This is a genomic window from Bradyrhizobium sp. USDA 4541, from assembly GCF_024171085.1.
GTDB lineage: Bacteria > Pseudomonadota > Alphaproteobacteria > Rhizobiales > Xanthobacteraceae > Bradyrhizobium > Bradyrhizobium australafricanum.
Map to the genome: position 1 here is coordinate 2,486,928 of NZ_JALJZF010000001.1, position 15,474 is coordinate 2,502,401.

Genomic DNA, 15,474 nt, shown 5'->3' on the forward strand with positions numbered 1-15,474 from the left:
CTCGGCCCGAGAACCGACCCAGCATCTGATATTACGCGCTGAAAAGCCAGTTGGTTGCATGGCCGGGCTGTGTGGAAGTCCGCGTCCTGCGGTGTTATGTACCGCAAATGACATCTCTCCTCAGCACGATCATTCTTCCCATCGCCGTCGGCGCCGTCGCGCTGGTGCTCCTGCTCGGCCTCATCAACATGATGAAGGGCGGCTCGCCGAACACGTCGCAAAAGCTGATGCGGCTGCGCGTGCTGCTGCAGTTCGTCGCCATTGTCATCGCGATGCTCGCGGTCTGGGCGATGGGGCGCTAGGTGAGGTAGATTTGTCGGGCTATTCTCCACCTCTCCCGATCGGAGTGGTGGACTCGAACATCGAACACCGGAGCCTGCCATGGTTGTTCTCAATCGGATCTACACGCGCACCGGCGATGACGGCACCACCGCGCTCGGCTCCGGCGAGAGGCGGCCGAAATACGATCTGCGCATTGCCGCCTATGGCACTGTCGACGAGACCAATGCCGCGATCGGCGTGGTGCGGCTGCACCTTGCCGGCAGCCCCGAGGTCGATGCGATGCTGGGCCGGATCCAGAACGATCTGTTCGATCTCGGCGCCGACCTCGCGGTGCCCGAACGCGAGGGCAAGGCCGAACGTCTGCGGATGCTGGCAAGCCAGGTCGAGCGGCTCGAGCGCGATATCGACAGCCTGAACGACCTGCTCGCGCCGCTAACCTCGTTCGTGCTGCCCGGCGGCACGCCTGCCTCTGCCTATCTGCATCTCGCCCGGACGATATGTCGCCGCGCGGAACGGATGATGGTGGAACTCGCCGCCCAACCCGACGAGCCGGTCAATCAGGCTGGCATCCAGTATATGAACCGGCTGTCGGATTTCCTGTTCGTTGCCAGCCGCTTCCAGAACAGTAAGGGAGCGGGAGACGTGTTGTGGGTGCCGGGCCAGAACCGCTAAACTGGTTCAAAACCGGGGGACGGTTTTTTGGCTTTGGCGCGTTGACCGGGAGAAACGGGACCTTTAGGTTCCGCGCCAGCCAACCGAAACCCATAAAATCAAAGCGAAAGAGGATCGATGAAGGTTCTTGTGCCGGTAAAGCGGGTCGTCGACTACAACGTCAAGGTCCGCGTCAAGAGTGACGGGACGGGCGTGGAGCTCGCCAACGTCAAGATGTCGATGAACCCGTTCGACGAAATCGCCGTCGAGGAAGCGCTGCGGCTGAAAGAAGCCGGCAAGGCGACCGAAGTGGTGGTGGTGTCGATCGGACCCGCGCAGGCCTCCGAGACCATTCGCACCGGACTTGCGATGGGTGCCGACCGCGGCATCCTGGTCAAGGCCGAAGGCAATGTCGAACCGCTCGCGGTTGCCAAGATCCTGAAGGCGGTGGTCGAGGCGGAGCAGCCCGGCCTCGTCATTCTCGGCAAGCAGGCGATCGACGACGACTCGAACCAGACCGGCCAGATGCTGGCCGCGCTGCTCGGCTGGTCGCAGGCGACCTTCGCCTCCAAGCTCGAGGTCGAAGGATCCGACTTCAAGGTCACCCGCGAAGTCGACGGCGGCCTGCAGACCATCAAGCTCAAGGGCCCGGCGATCGTCACCACCGACCTGCGCCTGAACGAGCCGCGCTATGCGTCGCTGCCCAACATCATGAAGGCGAAGAAGAAGCCGATCGACGACAAGAGCGTCGCTGACTACGGCGTCGATGTGACGCCGCGTCTGGAAGTGCTGAAGACCGCGGAACCGGCAGGCCGCAAGGCGGGCGTCAAGGTCAAGGACGTCGCCGAACTCGTGAACAAGCTCAAGACCGAAGCCGGGGTTCTCTGATGACGACGCTGTTGATTGCTGAACACGACCACGAGACGCTGAAGGACGCGACCAACAAGGCGCTGACCGCGGCGAGCCAGCTCGGCGGCGATGTCCATGTGCTGGTTGCCGGTGGCGGCCAGGGCACCAAGGCGGCGGCGGAAGCAGCCGCCAAGCTTGCCGGCGTCACCAAGGTGCTGGTGGCCGAAGGCCCGGCCTATGAACACGACCTTGCCGAGCCGCTGGCCGCGCTGATCGTCGCGCTGGCTCCTAGCTATGACGCGTTCGTCGCGCCCGCGACCTCGCGCTTCAAGAATGTGATGCCGCGCGTCGCGGCCTTGCTCGACGTCATGCAGGTCTCCGAGATCATCAAGGTCGTCGCCCCCGACACCTTCGAGCGGCCGATCTATGCCGGCAACGCGATCCAGACCGTGAAGTCGAAGGACGCCAAGAAGGTGATTACGGTGCGCACCTCGACCTTCGCCGCCGCCGGCGAAGGCGGCAGCGCTGCGATCGATAACGCCGCTGCGGCCGCCGATCCCGGCCTGTCGACGTTCGTCGGCGAGGAAGTCGCCAAGAGCGACCGTCCCGAGCTGACCTCGGCCAAGATCATCGTCTCGGGCGGCCGCGCCATGCAGAGCCGCGAGAACTTCGCCAAGTACATCGAGCCGCTCGCCGACAAGCTCGGCGCCGGCGTCGGCGCCTCGCGCGCCGCGGTCGATGCCGGCTATGCGCCGAACGACTGGCAGGTCGGCCAGACCGGCAAGGTGGTGGCTCCGGAACTTTATGTCGCGGTCGGCATCTCCGGCGCGATCCAGCATCTGGCCGGCATGAAGGACTCCAAGGTGATCGTCGCCATCAACAAGGATGAGGACGCGCCGATCTTCCAGGTCGCCGATTACGGCCTGGTCGCCGACCTCTACCAGGCGGTTCCGGAGCTCACCGAAGCGCTCGGCAAGCTCGGAAAGTAAGCGACAAGACACCGGCCGGGTGGGTAAGCTCCGGCCGGTGTTATTATTTTCGAGGCAATGATCCGGAAACGTTTTTCCGAAAGGATCGTGCTCGACGGGGGAAAATGGGACCCGGGTATGATGACCTGTCATCACATCATGGTCCCGGGAAACGTTTTCCGGCGGATTGGGCAACCCGGAAGGCTTTACTTCGGGTATCGTTGGAATTGGGCAGGCGCGATGTGCGCGCCGTTCCGGTGGATGACAAGATGACGGTGGCAATCAAAAAGGTCGGCGTGATCGGTTCGGGCCAGATGGGCAATGGCATTGCCCATGTGGCGGCGCTGGCCGGCTTCGACGTGGTGCTCAATGACGTGTCCGGCGACCGGCTGAAGTCGGCGCTGGCGACCATCAACGGCAATCTGACCCGGCAGGTCGCGAAGAAGGCGATCAGCGAGAGCGACCGCAAGCAGGCGCTCGACCGCATCGCCTCCGCCGAGTCGCTCGACGCGCTCGCCGATTGCGATCTCGTGATCGAGACCGCGATCGAGAAGGAAGAGACCAAGCGCAAGATCTTCCACGAGGTCTGTGCGGTACTGAAGCCGGAGGCGATCGTCGCGACCAACTCGTCGTCGATCTCGATCACAAGGCTCGCCGCCTCGACCGACCGCCCGGAGAAGTTCATCGGCATTCATTTCATGAATCCGGTGCCGGCGATGGAACTGGTCGAGTTGATCCGCGGCATCGCCACCGACGACATGACCTTCGACACCGCCAAGGCGTTCGTCGCCAAGCTCGGCAAACAGGTCGCGGTGTCGGAAGATTTCCCCGCCTTCATCGTCAACCGCATCCTGTTGCCGATGATCAACGAGGCGATCTACACGCTGTATGAAGGCGTCGGTAACGTCGAGGCGATCGATGCCGCGATGAAGCTCGGCGCGCACCATCCGATGGGCCCGCTCGAGCTCGCCGATTTCATCGGCCTCGACACCTGTCTGTCGATCATGCAGGTGCTGCACGAGGGGCTGGCCGACTCCAAGTACCGGCCGTGTCCGCTGCTGGTGAAGTATGTCGAGGCCGGTTGGCTCGGACGCAAGAGCCAGCGCGGCTTCTACGACTATCGCGGCGACAAGCCGATCCCGACGCGGTAATCGTCGCGTCTTCAGATCAGTGCCCGCAGCAGCGCAAGCGTCGCGGGCACCAGACCGACAATCATCGTCACACCCGTTCCAAGTCCGAGCAGATGTGCTGTCAGCGCGAGGCGCGGGGTCCGTCCGTGAGGCGTCATTGCAGTGCCGCGCAGGCGCGCTTCAGCCGCCTTGCGGCCTCCTCGATGGTCGATGACGGGTTGGCGAAGCTGAGGCGGATATAGGGCGACAGCCCGAGATCCTCGCCGGGAAACACTGCCACGTCGGCCGCCTCGAGCAGATAGGCCGAGAAATCGCGGTCGGTCCGGATCACTCTGCCGTCGGGCGCGCGCTTGCCGATTATGCCGGCGCAGGCGACCAGCAGATAGAACGTGCCTTCCGGCGGTGTGCAGGACAGCCCGGCGCATTCGTTCACGAGTTCGGCAAAGCGGTCACGCTTGGCGCGCAGGATGGCGGCACGCGCAAGCAGCACATCCTGCGCGCCGTCGAGCGCGGCAATTGCCGCGGCCTGGCTGATCGACGACGCGCCGGACGTGGTCTGCGACTGGATCGTGATCATCGCGCGGATCAGCGCCGCGGGTCCGGCGGCATAGCCGATGCGCCATCCCATCATGGCGTAGCTCTTGGCGAGGCCACTGACGGTCAGCGTCCGCGGCTTCAGGCGCGGCTCGATTTCCGCAAGCGTCGGCGCCGGAGATCCGTTGAACACGATGTGCTCGTAGAGCCCGTCGGCCAGCACCCGGATTTCCGGATGCCGCAGCAGGACCGTGGCGATCTCGGACAGATCATCACGCGAATACAGCGCGCCGGATGGGTTGACCGGATTGTTGACGATGATCCAGCGGGTTCGCGCCGAGATCGCCGCCTGCAAATCCTCCGCGCGCAGCTTGAAGCCGTTGTTCTGCGCGCACGGCACCACCACCGGCGCCGCGCCGGCCAGCCGTACCTGATCGAGATAGGGCGCCCAATAGGGCGCGGGGATGATGACCTCGTCGTCGGGCGCCAGGGTCGCCAGCAGCGCGTTGAACAGCGCCTGCGTCGAGCCGTTGGTGATGACGATCTCGTCCGGGCCGTAGTCGAGATGATGGTCGCGCAGCAGCGCGGCCTGCACCGCCCGCTTCAGTTCCGGCGTGCCGTCGACATCGGTGTAACGGGTTTCGCCGCGCAATGCGGCTGCATGCGCCGCTGCGATCACATGGTCCGGTGTCGGGAAGTCCAGATTGCCCGACGACAGCTCGATGATGTCGCGCCCGGCAGCTCGCAGTTCGCGGGCGCGGCGGCGCAGCACTGATGCGGGCGATGCCGTGATGCCGCTCATGCGCGGTGAGAGAAGCGGTGCAGCGGTCATCGGACGTATTGCGCCTCACCGTTGCCGAACGACCAGTTCTCGGGGAGCACCTCGACAAGGTTGATGAAGATGTCCTCGGCGCGCAGGCCGGGGCTTTCGGTCAGCCGTTCCGCGATCCGTCGATAGAGCTTCTGCTTCTGCGCCACCGGGCGGGTATTGCTGACAGTAATCTGGATGATGATCAGATCATCGCTGCGCCTGATGCCGAGATAGTCGGCACCATAGAGGAAATCATCGTCATCGTGCTCGGAGATTGTCATGAAGCGATCGCCTTCCGGCACGTCGAAGGTCTCGCGCATGGCGCGATAAAGGCTTTCAAGAACGGCCTTGCGGTAGGCGGCGGGCTTGCCCCGTCGCAATGAAACGCGGGTCAGCGGCATGATGGTGGCTCTCCTAGTGGCGTGACGTGCCGCCGATCCTAGGGGCTCCTTGCTCATTGAAAAACGGTATGGTAATGCATTTCAATGATTTCATATTTAAATGAATGACCATGAAGGCACTCGACGTCGAGGCAGTCCAGGCGTTCGTCCTGGTGGCCGATCTCAGCAGCTTCACGCGCGCGGCGCAGGCGCTGGAGACCACGCAGTCCGCGGTCAGCCTGAAGATCAGGCGTCTGGAAGACGGCCTCGGCCGGCGGCTGCTGGAGCGAACGCCGCGGCTGGTTCGGCTGTCCGCTGAAGGGGCCGCCTTCCTCGGCGCCGCGCGCAATCTGGTGGCCGCGCATCAATCGGCGATCAGCTCGTTTGCCGTCGAGCATCGGCGGCTGGTCGTCGGCATCAGCCACCACATCGTCGGCTCGGAACTCGCCTCGCTGCTGAAGCGGATGAACAGCACCGATCCCGGGCTGGTGATCCAGCTGCACGTCGACACGTCGCGTTCGGTGCTTAGCGCATTCGACGACGGCAGGCTCGATGCTGCGATCGTGCTCCGCCACGACGCCAAGCGCCGCGATGGCGACGTGCTGTTCGAAGAGCCGTTCGGCTGGATGGCCGCACCCGATTTTCACCATCGACCGGGCGAGCCGTTGCGCCTCGCGACGCAAGCCGAGCCGTGCAGCGTGCGTGCCATGGCGGTCGAAGCGCTCGACGCCGCCGGCATCGCCTGGACCGAGGCATTCGTCGGCGGCGGGTTGTCGACGATCGGAGCTGCGATCTCCGCAGGCCTTGCGGTCGCGGCGCTGGCGCGCCGGGTGGCGCCGGCGGACACCGTCGATCTCGGGCCGCGGCTTGGCCTGCCGCCATTGCCGTCCCGCGACGTCATGCTTCACTCAAAACTGTCCGATGCGCGGACACGGCAAGCGCTGCGCACCCTCGGCGCGGCCTTCGCGGCGAACACGGCCTGAGACGCGGATCATCGCGCTAGCGGGAATTTCGAGGCCGATGCGTCAGCCTGACGCGGCCATCGATTACCCAAGCATTAACTTTCGCGCGTTACCTCAAACCCCAGTTTTGGGAGTGCCGCGTATGGACATGATGAGCATGGTCACCAGCATCCTGTCGATGCAGCAGGGTAGTCTGCAGGGTGAGATCGCAACCCGCGTGACCAAGCAGAACCTCGACGCCGAGAAGTTCGCGGTTCAGACCCTGCTCGGCACGCCTTCCACCGCGAATTTGTCGCCCGGCATCGGCGACAACCTCAACACCGTCGCCTGATCAGAACCCGGCTGCGGCTGGCTGCAGCGCGGCCTTCACCAGCTTGATCGCGTCGTCGCTCGCCCATTCGGCGGGACCGGCGATATTGGCGATTTCGCAGCCCTTGCCGTCGACCAGCACCGAGGTCGGCATGCCCAGCGCCTTGCCTATGTTCTTAAGGTCTTGAAAAGCCTTGGCTTTCTGATCCGAAAAATAGCCGAGATTGGTCAGATTGGCCTCTTTCAGGAAGTTTTTCGGCTTGTCCGGGTCGCGGGTGTCGATGTTGATCGCGACCACCTCGAAATCCTTGCCGCCGAGCTTGGTCTGCAGGCTGTCGAGCGCCGGCATTTCCTTGCGGCAGGGCACGCACCAGGTCGCCCACAAATTGACCAGCACGGTCTTGCCGCGCCAGTCCGAGAGCTTCTTCGGCTGGCCGTTGGCGTCCTCGAAGGTCAGGTCGGGCAGCATCAAGGGGGTGGTCGCCATGGTCAGCGCCGCGACCTCGCCGTGGGCAAGCGGGGCGATCTTCTTCGCAAGAGCCACCGCGCTGTTGCAGGCGATATCGCCGCCCGCGGGATGCTTGAGGCTGGAGACCCCCGCATAGCCGATCACAGCCCCGGCCAGCACGGCGCCGATCACCAGCGGGATGCGCCACTTGGCGGTCGGCCTGGCGGTCGGGTTGGGTTGGGTCGTCTCGGGCATATCGTTTGTCATCCTGGGTCGATGTGGCTAAGCAGTGCCGGGAATACGACCGGAACTGCGGTGCTGTTTCGCCGCCTCCGGCCATGAAACCGCAAGGCTGAAATACGAATTCGTGAGCGAGATGTCATGAGCAACAAGATGTGGGGCGGCCGCTTCTCGGAACGTCCCGACGCGATCATGGAGGAAATCAACGTCTCCATCGACGTCGATCGTCACCTTTATGCCCAGGACATTGCCGCGTCCAAGGCCCACGCCGCGATGCTCGCTGCGCAGGGCATCATCACGTCCGCTGATGCGAAAAATATCGGCAAAGGTCTAGACACGATTTTGTCAGAGATCGGCAAGGGCGATTTCGATTTCAAGCGCGCGCTCGAGGACATTCATATGAATGTCGAGTCGCGGTTGTCCGAATTGATCGGGCCCGCGGCGGGCCGGCTGCACACCGCGCGCTCCCGCAACGACCAGGTCGCGACCGATTTCCGGCTTTATGTCCGCGACACCATCGATGAGACCGATGCGGCGCTGGCCGCGTTCCAGCAGGCGCTGGTCGCCCGAGCGCTGGAGCATGCCGGCACGGTGATGCCGGGCTTCACCCATCTGCAGACCGCGCAGCCCGTGACCTTCGGTCATCATCTCCTGGCCTATGTCGAGATGGCCAGCCGCGACCGCGGCCGCTTCGCCGACGCGCGCAAGCGGTTGAACGAATCGCCGCTGGGCGCGGCCGCGCTCGCCGGGACCTCGTTTCCGATCGACCGCGCCGCGACCGCAAAGGCGCTCGGCTTCGACCGTCCGATGGCCAATTCGCTCGACGCGGTATCCGACCGCGATTTCGTGCTGGAGACGCTGTCGGCGGCCGCGATCTGCGCAGTGCATATGTCGCGCTTCGCCGAGGAGATCGTGATCTGGACCTCGCCCTTGGTCGGCCTCGTCAAGCTCAGCGACAAGTTCACCACCGGCTCGTCGATCATGCCGCAGAAGCGCAATCCGGACGCGGCCGAGCTGGTCCGTGCCAAGACCGGCCGCGTGATCGGCGCGCTCACCGCGCTGCTGATCGTGATGAAGGGCCTGCCGCTCGCCTATCAAAAGGACATGCAGGAGGACAAGCAGGGCGCGATGGAGGCTTTCGAGGCGCTGTCACTGGCAATTCGCGCCATGACAGGCATGGTCGAGGACCTGGTGCCGGACGAAGCAAAGATGAAGGCCGCCGCCGGCGAGGGCTACGCCACCGCCACCGATCTTGCCGACTGGCTGGTGCGCACCCTGAAAATGCCGTTCCGTGACGCCCACCACGTTACCGGGCGCATCGTCGGCCTAGCATCGAAGCAGGGTGTGGCGCTGCACGAGCTGCCGCTCAAGGCCATGCAGGAGGTTGAGCCGAAGATCACGGCCGACGCGCTGAGGGTGCTCAGCGTCGAATCCTCTGTGCAGAGCCGGACCTCGTTTGGCGGCACGGCGCCGAAGAATGTGATGGCGCAGGCCAAGGCCTGGGCCAAGCGGCTGGAAAAAGAGCGAAAATTGGGCTGAACCGGAAAATTTGGCCGTGATTTCATGGCGCTCCGCCTCTCGCCAGAGCACGCCAATGTTTGTATGGTGCCGCCCGAATTGGGGAATTCGTCGTGATTAGCAAGAACCGCCTGACCCCCTCGGGATGGGCCATCATTGTGCTGGGCGTATCCGCGCTGGCGCTCGGCGGCTGCGGCCGCAAGGGACCGCTCGACCTGCCGCCGACCGCGAACGTCGCGCCGGGCGCGGCACCGAGCGACACCGAGAGCGAGCGGGCGGCGCAGCCCAGCGTGTTCAATCCGACCTATGGCTCGGAGGCCGCGCCGGCCGCGCCGCGAGGCAATAAACGGCCCTTCCTCCTCGATCCGCTGCTCGGCAATTAGTATTTAAAAGCGTGTCATGAACCATTTCGACTATCGCAACGGCGTGCTGCATGCCGAGGCGGTCAATCTCATTGAGCTGGCGGAGGCCGTCGGCACGCCGTTCTATTGCTATTCGACCGCGACGCTGGAGCGTCACTACCGCGTCTTCACCGAAGCCTTCGCCGGCGAGAAGGCGCTGGTCTGCTACGCCATGAAGGCGAACTCCAATCAGTCGGTGCTGCGCACGCTGGCCAAGCTCGGCGCCGGCGCCGACGTGGTATCCGGCGGCGAGTTGAAGCGGGCTCTGGCGGCCGGCATTCCGCCCTCGAAGATCGTGTTCTCCGGGGTCGGCAAGACCGAAGGCGAGCTGCGCGCCGCGCTCGCAACTGACATCCTCTGCATCAATATCGAGTCCGAGCCGGAGCTCGAGATGCTGTCGCGTCTCGCGGTCGAGATGAAGAAGACGGCCCGCATCTCGGTGCGGGTCAATCCCGATGTCGACGCCGGCACCCATGCCAAGATCTCGACCGGCAAGTCCGAGAACAAGTTCGGCATTCCGATCGCCCGCGCCCGCGAGGTCTATGCCCGCGCGGCAAAGCTGCCGGGCATCAAGGTCACCGGTACCGATGTGCATATCGGCAGCCAGATCACCGATCTGGGCCCGCTGGAGGTCGCTTTCCGGCTGCTCGCCGAATTCGTGCAGACGCTGCGCGCCGACGGCCACGACATCTCGCATATCGATTTCGGCGGCGGCCTCGGCATCCCCTACTACATGGATCGCGCCGCGCCGCCGGCGCCGGACGCCTATGCGGCGATGGTCAAGCGCGTCACGCACAATCTCGGCTGCACGCTGATGTTCGAGCCGGGACGCATGATCGTCGGCAATGCCGGCATCCTCGTCACCCGCGTGATCCATGTGAAGCCGGGCGATGCCAAGAACTTCGTCATCATCGACGCGGCGATGAACGACCTGATCCGGCCGACGCTGTACGAAGCGCATCACGACATTCTGCCGGTGCGCCAGCCCGCGCCCGGCACCCCGACCATGGTCGCGGATGTAGTCGGCCCGGTCTGCGAGACCGGCGATTACCTCGCGCTCGATCGCGCGCTGCCGCAGCCGAAGGCCGGCGATCTGCTGGCGATCATGACCGCCGGCGCCTACGGCGCGGTGCAGTCCGGCACCTACAACACGCGGCCTCTGGTGCCCGAAGTGCTGGTCAAAGACGACCAGTACGCCGTGGTCCGCCCGCGCATCGACGTCGACGCCCTGATCGCGATGGACAAGCCGGCGCCGTGGCTGTGATGGCCGGTGTCGCGCTTCACTAACGGTGTCGTCCCTGCCTAGTGCGCAATTGCGCACGGGAGCAGGGACCCATAACCACCGCTCCTGATTGTTGTCCTGAGCTGGGGCCGCAGCTCAGCTAAACCACGAAGTCCTGTGGTGATGGGTCCCGGGTCGCGCGGAGCCTGTCATCGGGCGGCGCTTCGCGCCGACCCGTTGGCTTGCCCGGGACGACAGCGTTTATTTCGGCGAGAGCGTTACTTCGCGGCGTGCGCGCCGCCTTTACCGCCGCCGACGATCACGCCCGCGGCCTTCTCGATCGGCTTGATCGCCGCGGTGAAGTCCGACTCCGGTCCCTCGTCGCGGATGATGACTTCCCAGAGCCGGCCGACCGCCTCGGCGATTTCCATCGACAGCCCGAGCGCGCGCATTTCCTCGACCGCAAGCCGCACGTCCTTCACCATCAAGCCGGTGGCGAAGCCGAAGTCGAAGCTGCGCGGCAAGACCGAGCGCGGAAACTTGTCGCGGCTCGCGGTGTTCAGCCCGGAGCCGGCATTGATGACGTCGATCATCACGGCCGGATCGAGCCCGGACTTGACACCCATCACAACAGCCTCCGAGGTCGCCACCATCGCGGTCGCCGACAGGAAGTTGTTGGCGAGCTTCATGGTCTGGCCGGAGCCCGGCTTGGTGCCGATGAAGAACACCTTGCCGATGACGTCGAGCGCGCCCTTCACCAGTTCGAAATCGGCGCGCGGGCCCGACACCATCACTGCCAGCGTGCCCTTCTCGGCGCCGGCGACGCCGCCGGAGACCGGGCTGTCGATCTGCACGATGTTCTTCTTGGCCAACAGCTCGTGGATCTTCACCGCCATCCGCGAGCCGACGGTGGAGAGGTCGATGAAGCGTTTGACGCGCGTGCCCTCGATCACGCCGCCCGCGCCGGTCGCCACCTCGAGTGAGGCCTGCAGCGAGGGCAGGCTCGCCATCACGGTCTCGACGCGGTCGGCGATGTCCTTGGGCGAGGTTGCGGCCACCGCGCCGAGTGCGACCAGCCTGTCGAGCGCGTCCTTGCTGGTGTCGAACACGGTGAGCTTGTGGCCGGCCTCGATCAGCCGGCGTGCCATCGGGAAGCCCATCTTCCCGAGGCCGATGAATCCGATTTCCATGAGTCGTTTCCTCTATGTCGTTGTGTGCGATATGCGCGCCTCCCACACGATGTCGTCTCTGCGAAAGCAGGGACCCATAACCCCAGGACTAAGTTGTTTGGTGCAGTCGGGGCCACAGCCGTCGTAACCACGACGAGCTGTGGTTATGGGTCCCGGCTCGCGCTTCGCTTGGCCGGGACGACAACGAGTGGAGCTCGCTCACGCCTTGTTGTCGAGTTCGGCGAACACCTCGCGCGCGATGCGGAAGCTGTCGACGCCGGCGGGGATGCCGGCATAGATCGAGACCTGCATGAAGATCTCGCGGATTTCGTCGCGGGATACGCCGTTGGTCAGCGCGCCCTTGATGTGGGCCTTCAATTCGTGCGGCCGGTTCAGGATCGAGATCATGGCGAGGTTGAGCATGCTGCGGGTCTTGCGCGGCAGTTCCTCGCGGCCCCAGACCGCGCCCCAACAATATTCGGTGACCAGTTCCTGGAATGGTTTGTTGAAGCTGTCCGAATTCTTCAGCGCATTGTTGACATAGGCTTCGCCCAGCACCGCCTTGCGGATTTCAAGCCCCTTGTCGTGCGTTTTTTGGTCCATATCGCGTTCCTCATGCGTTAATGCGATGGTTCGGCCGCGACGTTACGGGGTCGAACCGCCGCAGTCACGCCTTCGTGTTATGCGTATTTCCCGGTGTGGGTTACGTCCTGGAACGGGTGCCTCAAAGCCGCCGCCGTGCTAGGCTGACCTGCCGGCTACCCCGGAGATTTTATTGAGCGGAGCCAACATCGACCCCTCTGACCCGTCACGCGCCGTCCGCGACAGCGATGCGATCGCGCGGCTGAAACTGACAGAGGCTCTGCAGCGGGCAAGGTTCGCGATTGGGTGGGAACGGGCTTGGCCGCATCTGGCCCGGTTCCTGACGGTCGCAGGATTGTTCCTGGTCGCGTCCTGGGCCGGGCTGTGGCTGGTGCTGCCGTTTGTCGCACGCGTGGCCGGCGCCGGCCTGTTCGCGATTGCCGCGCTCGCGGCGCTGTCGCCGCTGGTGCGCTTCCGCTGGCCGAGCCGCGAGGAGGGCCTGAGCCGGCTCGACCGCGGCGCCGGCATTCGCCATCGTCCGGCGACCACGCTCTCCGACACGCTCACCAACAAGGACCCGTTTGCGCTGGCGCTGTGGCAGGCGCAGCGCGAGCGCACGCTGGCCTCGATCAAGCGCATCCGCGCCGGGCTGCCGCGGCCGCGCGTGTCGCTGCACGACCCCTGGGCGCTGCGCGCGCTGGTCATCGTGATGCTGGTCGCGAGCTATGTCGCCGCCGGCGACGAGCGCGGCCTGCGGGTCGCCTCCGCATTCGACTGGAACGGCATCATGGCGCCGGCCAATGTCCGGGTCGATGCCTGGGTGACGCCGCCCAACTACACCGGCAAGCCGCCGATCATTCTGTCGAACGCCAACAAGGACGCCAACGCGGCGGACACCACCCCGCTCGCGGTTCCGGCCGGCAGCACGCTCCTGGTACGCTCCAGCGGCGGCAGCATCGACGTCGTCGTCGGTGGCGGTGTTACCGAGGTCGCGCCGGACGGGCAGGCGCCCAAGGGCACCAACGAGCGGCATTTCAAGATCACCGGCGACGGCACCGCGCATGTCCGCGCGCCGGCCGGCCAGCCGCAATGGAAGTTCACTGCGACGCCGGACCGCCCGCCGTCGATTGTGCTCGCCAAGGATCCGGAGCGGCAGGCGCGCGGCGCGCTGCAGATGTCCTACCGGCTCGAGGACGATTACGGCGTCAGCGAAGCGCGCGCGCAATTCGCGGTGCGGCCGACCGATGCGCCGAAGGAGGCTGACGGCAAGAAGGATGCCGACGGCAAGGCGGCGCAACCACGGCCGTTGTTCGAGCCGCCGCAATTCGCGCTGGTGCTGCCGAATGCGCGCACCCGCAACGGCGTCGGCCAGACCGTGAAGGACCTCAGTGAGGATCCCTATGCCGGCGCCGACGTGACCTTGACGCTGACGGCCAAGGACGAGGCCGGCAATGAGGGCAAGAGCGAGCCGTTCAACATGCGGCTGCCGGAGCGCCTGTTCACCAAGCCGCTGGCGCGCGCGCTGATCGAGCAGCGCCGTATCCTGGCGCTCGACGCCAACCAGAACGGCCAGGTGTTCGCCGCGCTCGAGGCGCTGATGATCGCGCCCGAAATGTTCATGCCGGAGACCGGCTATTACCTTGGCCTGCACACCGTGAGCCGGCAGCTCGAGGCGGCGCGCACCGACGACCAATTGCGCGAGGTGGTCGCCAGCCTGTGGTCGCTCGCCGTCACCATCGAGGACGGCAATATCTCGGACGTCGACAAGGCGCTGCGCGCGGCGCAGGACGCGCTCAAGCAGGCGCTCGAGCGCGGCGCGACCGACGAGGAGATCAAGAAGCTCACCGACAATCTGCGCGCCGCGCTGGACAATTTCCTCCGCCAGATGGTCGAGCAGTTCCGCAACAATCCGCAGCAGCTCGCCCGGCCGCTCGATCCCAATGCCAAGGTGCTGAGCCAGCAGGATCTCAAGAACATGCTCGATCGCATGGAGCGGCTGTCACGCTCCGGCGACAAGGATGCGGCGCGGCAGCTGCTCGAGCAGATGCAGCAGATGCTGGAAAACCTGCAAATGGCGCAGCCCAATCAGGGCGACGACGACATGCAGCAGTCGCTCAACGAGCTCGGCGACATGATCCGCAAGCAGCAGCAATTGCGCGACAAGACCTTCAAGCAGGGCCAGGATTCCCGCCGCGACCGCATGCGCGGCAAGCAGGGCGAGCAGTCGATGGGCGACCTGCAGCAGGACCAGCAGGCGCTGCGCGACCGCTTGAAGAAGCTGCAGGAAGAACTCGCCAAGCGCGGCATGGGACCGGACCAGCGCGGCCAGAAGGGCCAGAAAGGCCAGGGTCAGAAGGGCGACCAGGCGCAGCCGGGCGATCAAGGCGGCGACCAGGGCGATGACGGCGATGACGGGCTCGACCAGGCCGATTCCGCGATGGGCGATGCCTCCGGGCGGCTCGGCGAGGGCAATGCCGACGGCGCGGTGGATTCGCAGGGCCGTGCGCTGGATGCGCTGCGCAAGGGCGCCCAGAGCCTCGCCGACGCGATGCAGCAGGGCGATGGCGACCAGCCGGGCGACAGCCCCGGCAACCGCGCCGGCCGCCAGCAGAGCGGCGGCAACCAGACCGATCCGCTCGGCCGCCCGTTGCATGGCCGGGAATTCGGCGACGACTACACGGTGAAGATCCCCGGCGAGATCGACGTGCAGCGCGTCCGCCGCATCCTCGAAGAGCTGCGCCGCCGCCTCGCCGATCCGTCGCGGCCGCAGATCGAGCTCGACTACATCGAGCGGCTGCTGAAGGATTATTGAGCGCCTCGTCCTTCGACTGTCGTCATCCGTGAAAGCTCGTGCCTACTCACGAGACATCGGCGCTTTGAATCGAACGGCCACGGCCACCTGTATGCCGCGCTTCCACTGGAATGACGCGGAATCTGCACGACGGTCGTAAGCCTGCGGACGTCAGCTTCTGCGGGCTACGCGCCCCGTATTCCAATCGGTGCGATCGGGACCGGGTG

16 protein-coding genes are annotated in these 15,474 nt (G+C 65.3%); 11 read left to right on the forward strand and 5 right to left on the reverse strand.

Annotated elements, in window-relative coordinates:
* Positions 1-107: 107 nt before the first annotated feature.
* From J2R80_RS11560 to J2R80_RS11580, 5 genes are all read left to right on the forward strand, one after another.
* Positions 108-302 carry a twin transmembrane helix small protein gene (locus J2R80_RS11560; RefSeq protein WP_028340366.1) on the forward strand — a complete coding sequence of 65 codons (195 nt, stop codon included), beginning with the start codon at positions 108-110 and terminating at the stop codon, positions 300-302.
* 79 nt (positions 303-381) lie between these two features.
* On the forward strand, positions 382-954 hold the full coding sequence (locus tag J2R80_RS11565) for a cob(I)yrinic acid a,c-diamide adenosyltransferase (RefSeq protein WP_076827419.1): 573 nt from the start codon (positions 382-384) through the stop codon (positions 952-954).
* Between the two features lie 117 nt (positions 955-1,071).
* A complete protein-coding gene (locus J2R80_RS11570; protein WP_016845285.1) occupies positions 1,072-1,821 on the forward strand; it encodes an electron transfer flavoprotein subunit beta/FixA family protein in 750 nt (249 codons plus the stop codon).
* Complete coding sequence (locus J2R80_RS11575; protein ID WP_141340063.1) at positions 1,821-2,771, forward strand: electron transfer flavoprotein subunit alpha/FixB family protein; 951 nt, start codon at positions 1,821-1,823, stop codon at positions 2,769-2,771. The genes J2R80_RS11570 and J2R80_RS11575 overlap by 1 nt, the downstream gene beginning before the upstream one ends.
* A gap of 248 nt (positions 2,772-3,019) precedes the next feature.
* The gene (locus tag J2R80_RS11580) at positions 3,020-3,901 is read left to right on the forward strand and encodes a 3-hydroxybutyryl-CoA dehydrogenase (RefSeq protein ID WP_076827506.1); all 882 of its coding nucleotides are present in this window, start codon (positions 3,020-3,022) and stop codon (positions 3,899-3,901) included.
* 133 nt (positions 3,902-4,034) lie between these two features.
* Here J2R80_RS11580 and J2R80_RS11585 read toward each other — a convergent pair whose 3' ends face one another.
* Positions 4,035-5,246, reverse strand: coding sequence for a pyridoxal phosphate-dependent aminotransferase (locus J2R80_RS11585; RefSeq protein WP_253588804.1), 1,212 nt, complete (start codon positions 5,244-5,246; stop codon positions 4,035-4,037).
* A complete protein-coding gene (locus tag J2R80_RS11590; protein ID WP_076827425.1) occupies positions 5,243-5,626 on the reverse strand; it encodes a tautomerase family protein in 384 nt (127 codons plus the stop codon). The genes J2R80_RS11585 and J2R80_RS11590 overlap by 4 nt, the downstream gene beginning before the upstream one ends.
* 110 nt (positions 5,627-5,736) lie before the next feature.
* Between J2R80_RS11590 and J2R80_RS11595 the strand changes: the two genes are divergently transcribed.
* Together J2R80_RS11595 and J2R80_RS11600 are read left to right on the forward strand one after the other, a co-directional pair.
* Entirely contained in the window at positions 5,737-6,588 is an 852-nt protein-coding gene (locus tag J2R80_RS11595; protein ID WP_076827508.1) for a LysR substrate-binding domain-containing protein, read from the forward strand.
* A 121-nt stretch (positions 6,589-6,709) separates the two neighbouring features.
* The gene (locus J2R80_RS11600; RefSeq protein WP_076827427.1) at positions 6,710-6,898 is read left to right on the forward strand and encodes a putative motility protein; all 189 of its coding nucleotides are present in this window, start codon (positions 6,710-6,712) and stop codon (positions 6,896-6,898) included.
* Here the strand turns inward: J2R80_RS11600 and J2R80_RS11605 are convergent, their stop codons facing one another.
* The gene (locus J2R80_RS11605) at positions 6,899-7,579 is read right to left on the reverse strand and encodes a TlpA disulfide reductase family protein (RefSeq protein WP_076827429.1); all 681 of its coding nucleotides are present in this window, start codon (positions 7,577-7,579) and stop codon (positions 6,899-6,901) included.
* 126 nt (positions 7,580-7,705) lie between these two features.
* Between J2R80_RS11605 and argH the strand changes: the two genes are divergently transcribed.
* The 3 genes from argH (at position 7,706) to lysA (ending at position 10,747) form a co-directional block, all read left to right on the forward strand.
* Positions 7,706-9,103, forward strand: coding sequence for an argininosuccinate lyase (gene argH, locus J2R80_RS11610; protein WP_076827431.1), 1,398 nt, complete (start codon positions 7,706-7,708; stop codon positions 9,101-9,103).
* A gap of 92 nt (positions 9,104-9,195) precedes the next feature.
* Positions 9,196-9,465 (forward strand): lipoprotein, encoded by a 270-nt coding sequence (locus tag J2R80_RS11615; protein WP_057017758.1) that lies wholly within the window; start codon positions 9,196-9,198, stop codon positions 9,463-9,465.
* Positions 9,466-9,481: 16 nt separating this feature from the next.
* Complete coding sequence (lysA, locus tag J2R80_RS11620; RefSeq protein WP_057017759.1) at positions 9,482-10,747, forward strand: diaminopimelate decarboxylase; 1,266 nt, start codon at positions 9,482-9,484, stop codon at positions 10,745-10,747.
* Between the two features lie 236 nt (positions 10,748-10,983).
* Here the strand turns inward: lysA and J2R80_RS11625 are convergent, their stop codons facing one another.
* Positions 10,984-11,895 (reverse strand): NAD(P)-dependent oxidoreductase, encoded by a 912-nt coding sequence (locus tag J2R80_RS11625; protein WP_076827435.1) that lies wholly within the window; start codon positions 11,893-11,895, stop codon positions 10,984-10,986.
* 198 nt (positions 11,896-12,093) lie between these two features.
* Positions 12,094-12,477, reverse strand: coding sequence for a carboxymuconolactone decarboxylase family protein (locus J2R80_RS11630; protein WP_018268955.1), 384 nt, complete (start codon positions 12,475-12,477; stop codon positions 12,094-12,096).
* Positions 12,478-12,649: 172 nt separating this feature from the next.
* Between J2R80_RS11630 and J2R80_RS11635 the strand changes: the two genes are divergently transcribed.
* On the forward strand, positions 12,650-15,268 hold the full coding sequence (locus tag J2R80_RS11635; RefSeq protein WP_076827437.1) for a TIGR02302 family protein: 2,619 nt from the start codon (positions 12,650-12,652) through the stop codon (positions 15,266-15,268).
* Positions 15,269-15,474 lie beyond the last annotated feature (206 nt).

Bases quoted from the DNA above. Each gene is read 5' to 3' on its own strand.
- J2R80_RS11605 (WP_076827429.1), bottom strand. From the start codon at position 7,579: ATGCCCGAGACGACCCAACCCAACCCGACCGCCAGGCCGACCGCCAAG.
- J2R80_RS11570 (WP_016845285.1), top strand. From the start codon at position 1,072: ATGAAGGTTCTTGTGCCGGTAAAGCGGGTCGTCGACTACAACGTCAAG.
- J2R80_RS11600 (WP_076827427.1), top strand. From the start codon at position 6,710: ATGGACATGATGAGCATGGTCACCAGCATCCTGTCGATGCAGCAGGGT.
- J2R80_RS11560 (WP_028340366.1), top strand. From the start codon at position 108: ATGACATCTCTCCTCAGCACGATCATTCTTCCCATCGCCGTCGGCGCC.
- J2R80_RS11565 (WP_076827419.1), top strand. From the start codon at position 382: ATGGTTGTTCTCAATCGGATCTACACGCGCACCGGCGATGACGGCACC.
- lysA (WP_057017759.1), top strand. From the start codon at position 9,482: ATGAACCATTTCGACTATCGCAACGGCGTGCTGCATGCCGAGGCGGTC.
- J2R80_RS11630 (WP_018268955.1), bottom strand. From the start codon at position 12,477: ATGGACCAAAAAACGCACGACAAGGGGCTTGAAATCCGCAAGGCGGTG.
- J2R80_RS11580 (WP_076827506.1), top strand. From the start codon at position 3,020: ATGACGGTGGCAATCAAAAAGGTCGGCGTGATCGGTTCGGGCCAGATG.
- J2R80_RS11590 (WP_076827425.1), bottom strand. From the start codon at position 5,626: ATGCCGCTGACCCGCGTTTCATTGCGACGGGGCAAGCCCGCCGCCTAC.
- J2R80_RS11575 (WP_141340063.1), top strand. From the start codon at position 1,821: ATGACGACGCTGTTGATTGCTGAACACGACCACGAGACGCTGAAGGAC.
- J2R80_RS11625 (WP_076827435.1), bottom strand. From the start codon at position 11,895: ATGGAAATCGGATTCATCGGCCTCGGGAAGATGGGCTTCCCGATGGCA.
- J2R80_RS11585 (WP_253588804.1), bottom strand. From the start codon at position 5,246: ATGACCGCTGCACCGCTTCTCTCACCGCGCATGAGCGGCATCACGGCA.
- J2R80_RS11595 (WP_076827508.1), top strand. From the start codon at position 5,737: ATGAAGGCACTCGACGTCGAGGCAGTCCAGGCGTTCGTCCTGGTGGCC.
- argH (WP_076827431.1), top strand. From the start codon at position 7,706: ATGAGCAACAAGATGTGGGGCGGCCGCTTCTCGGAACGTCCCGACGCG.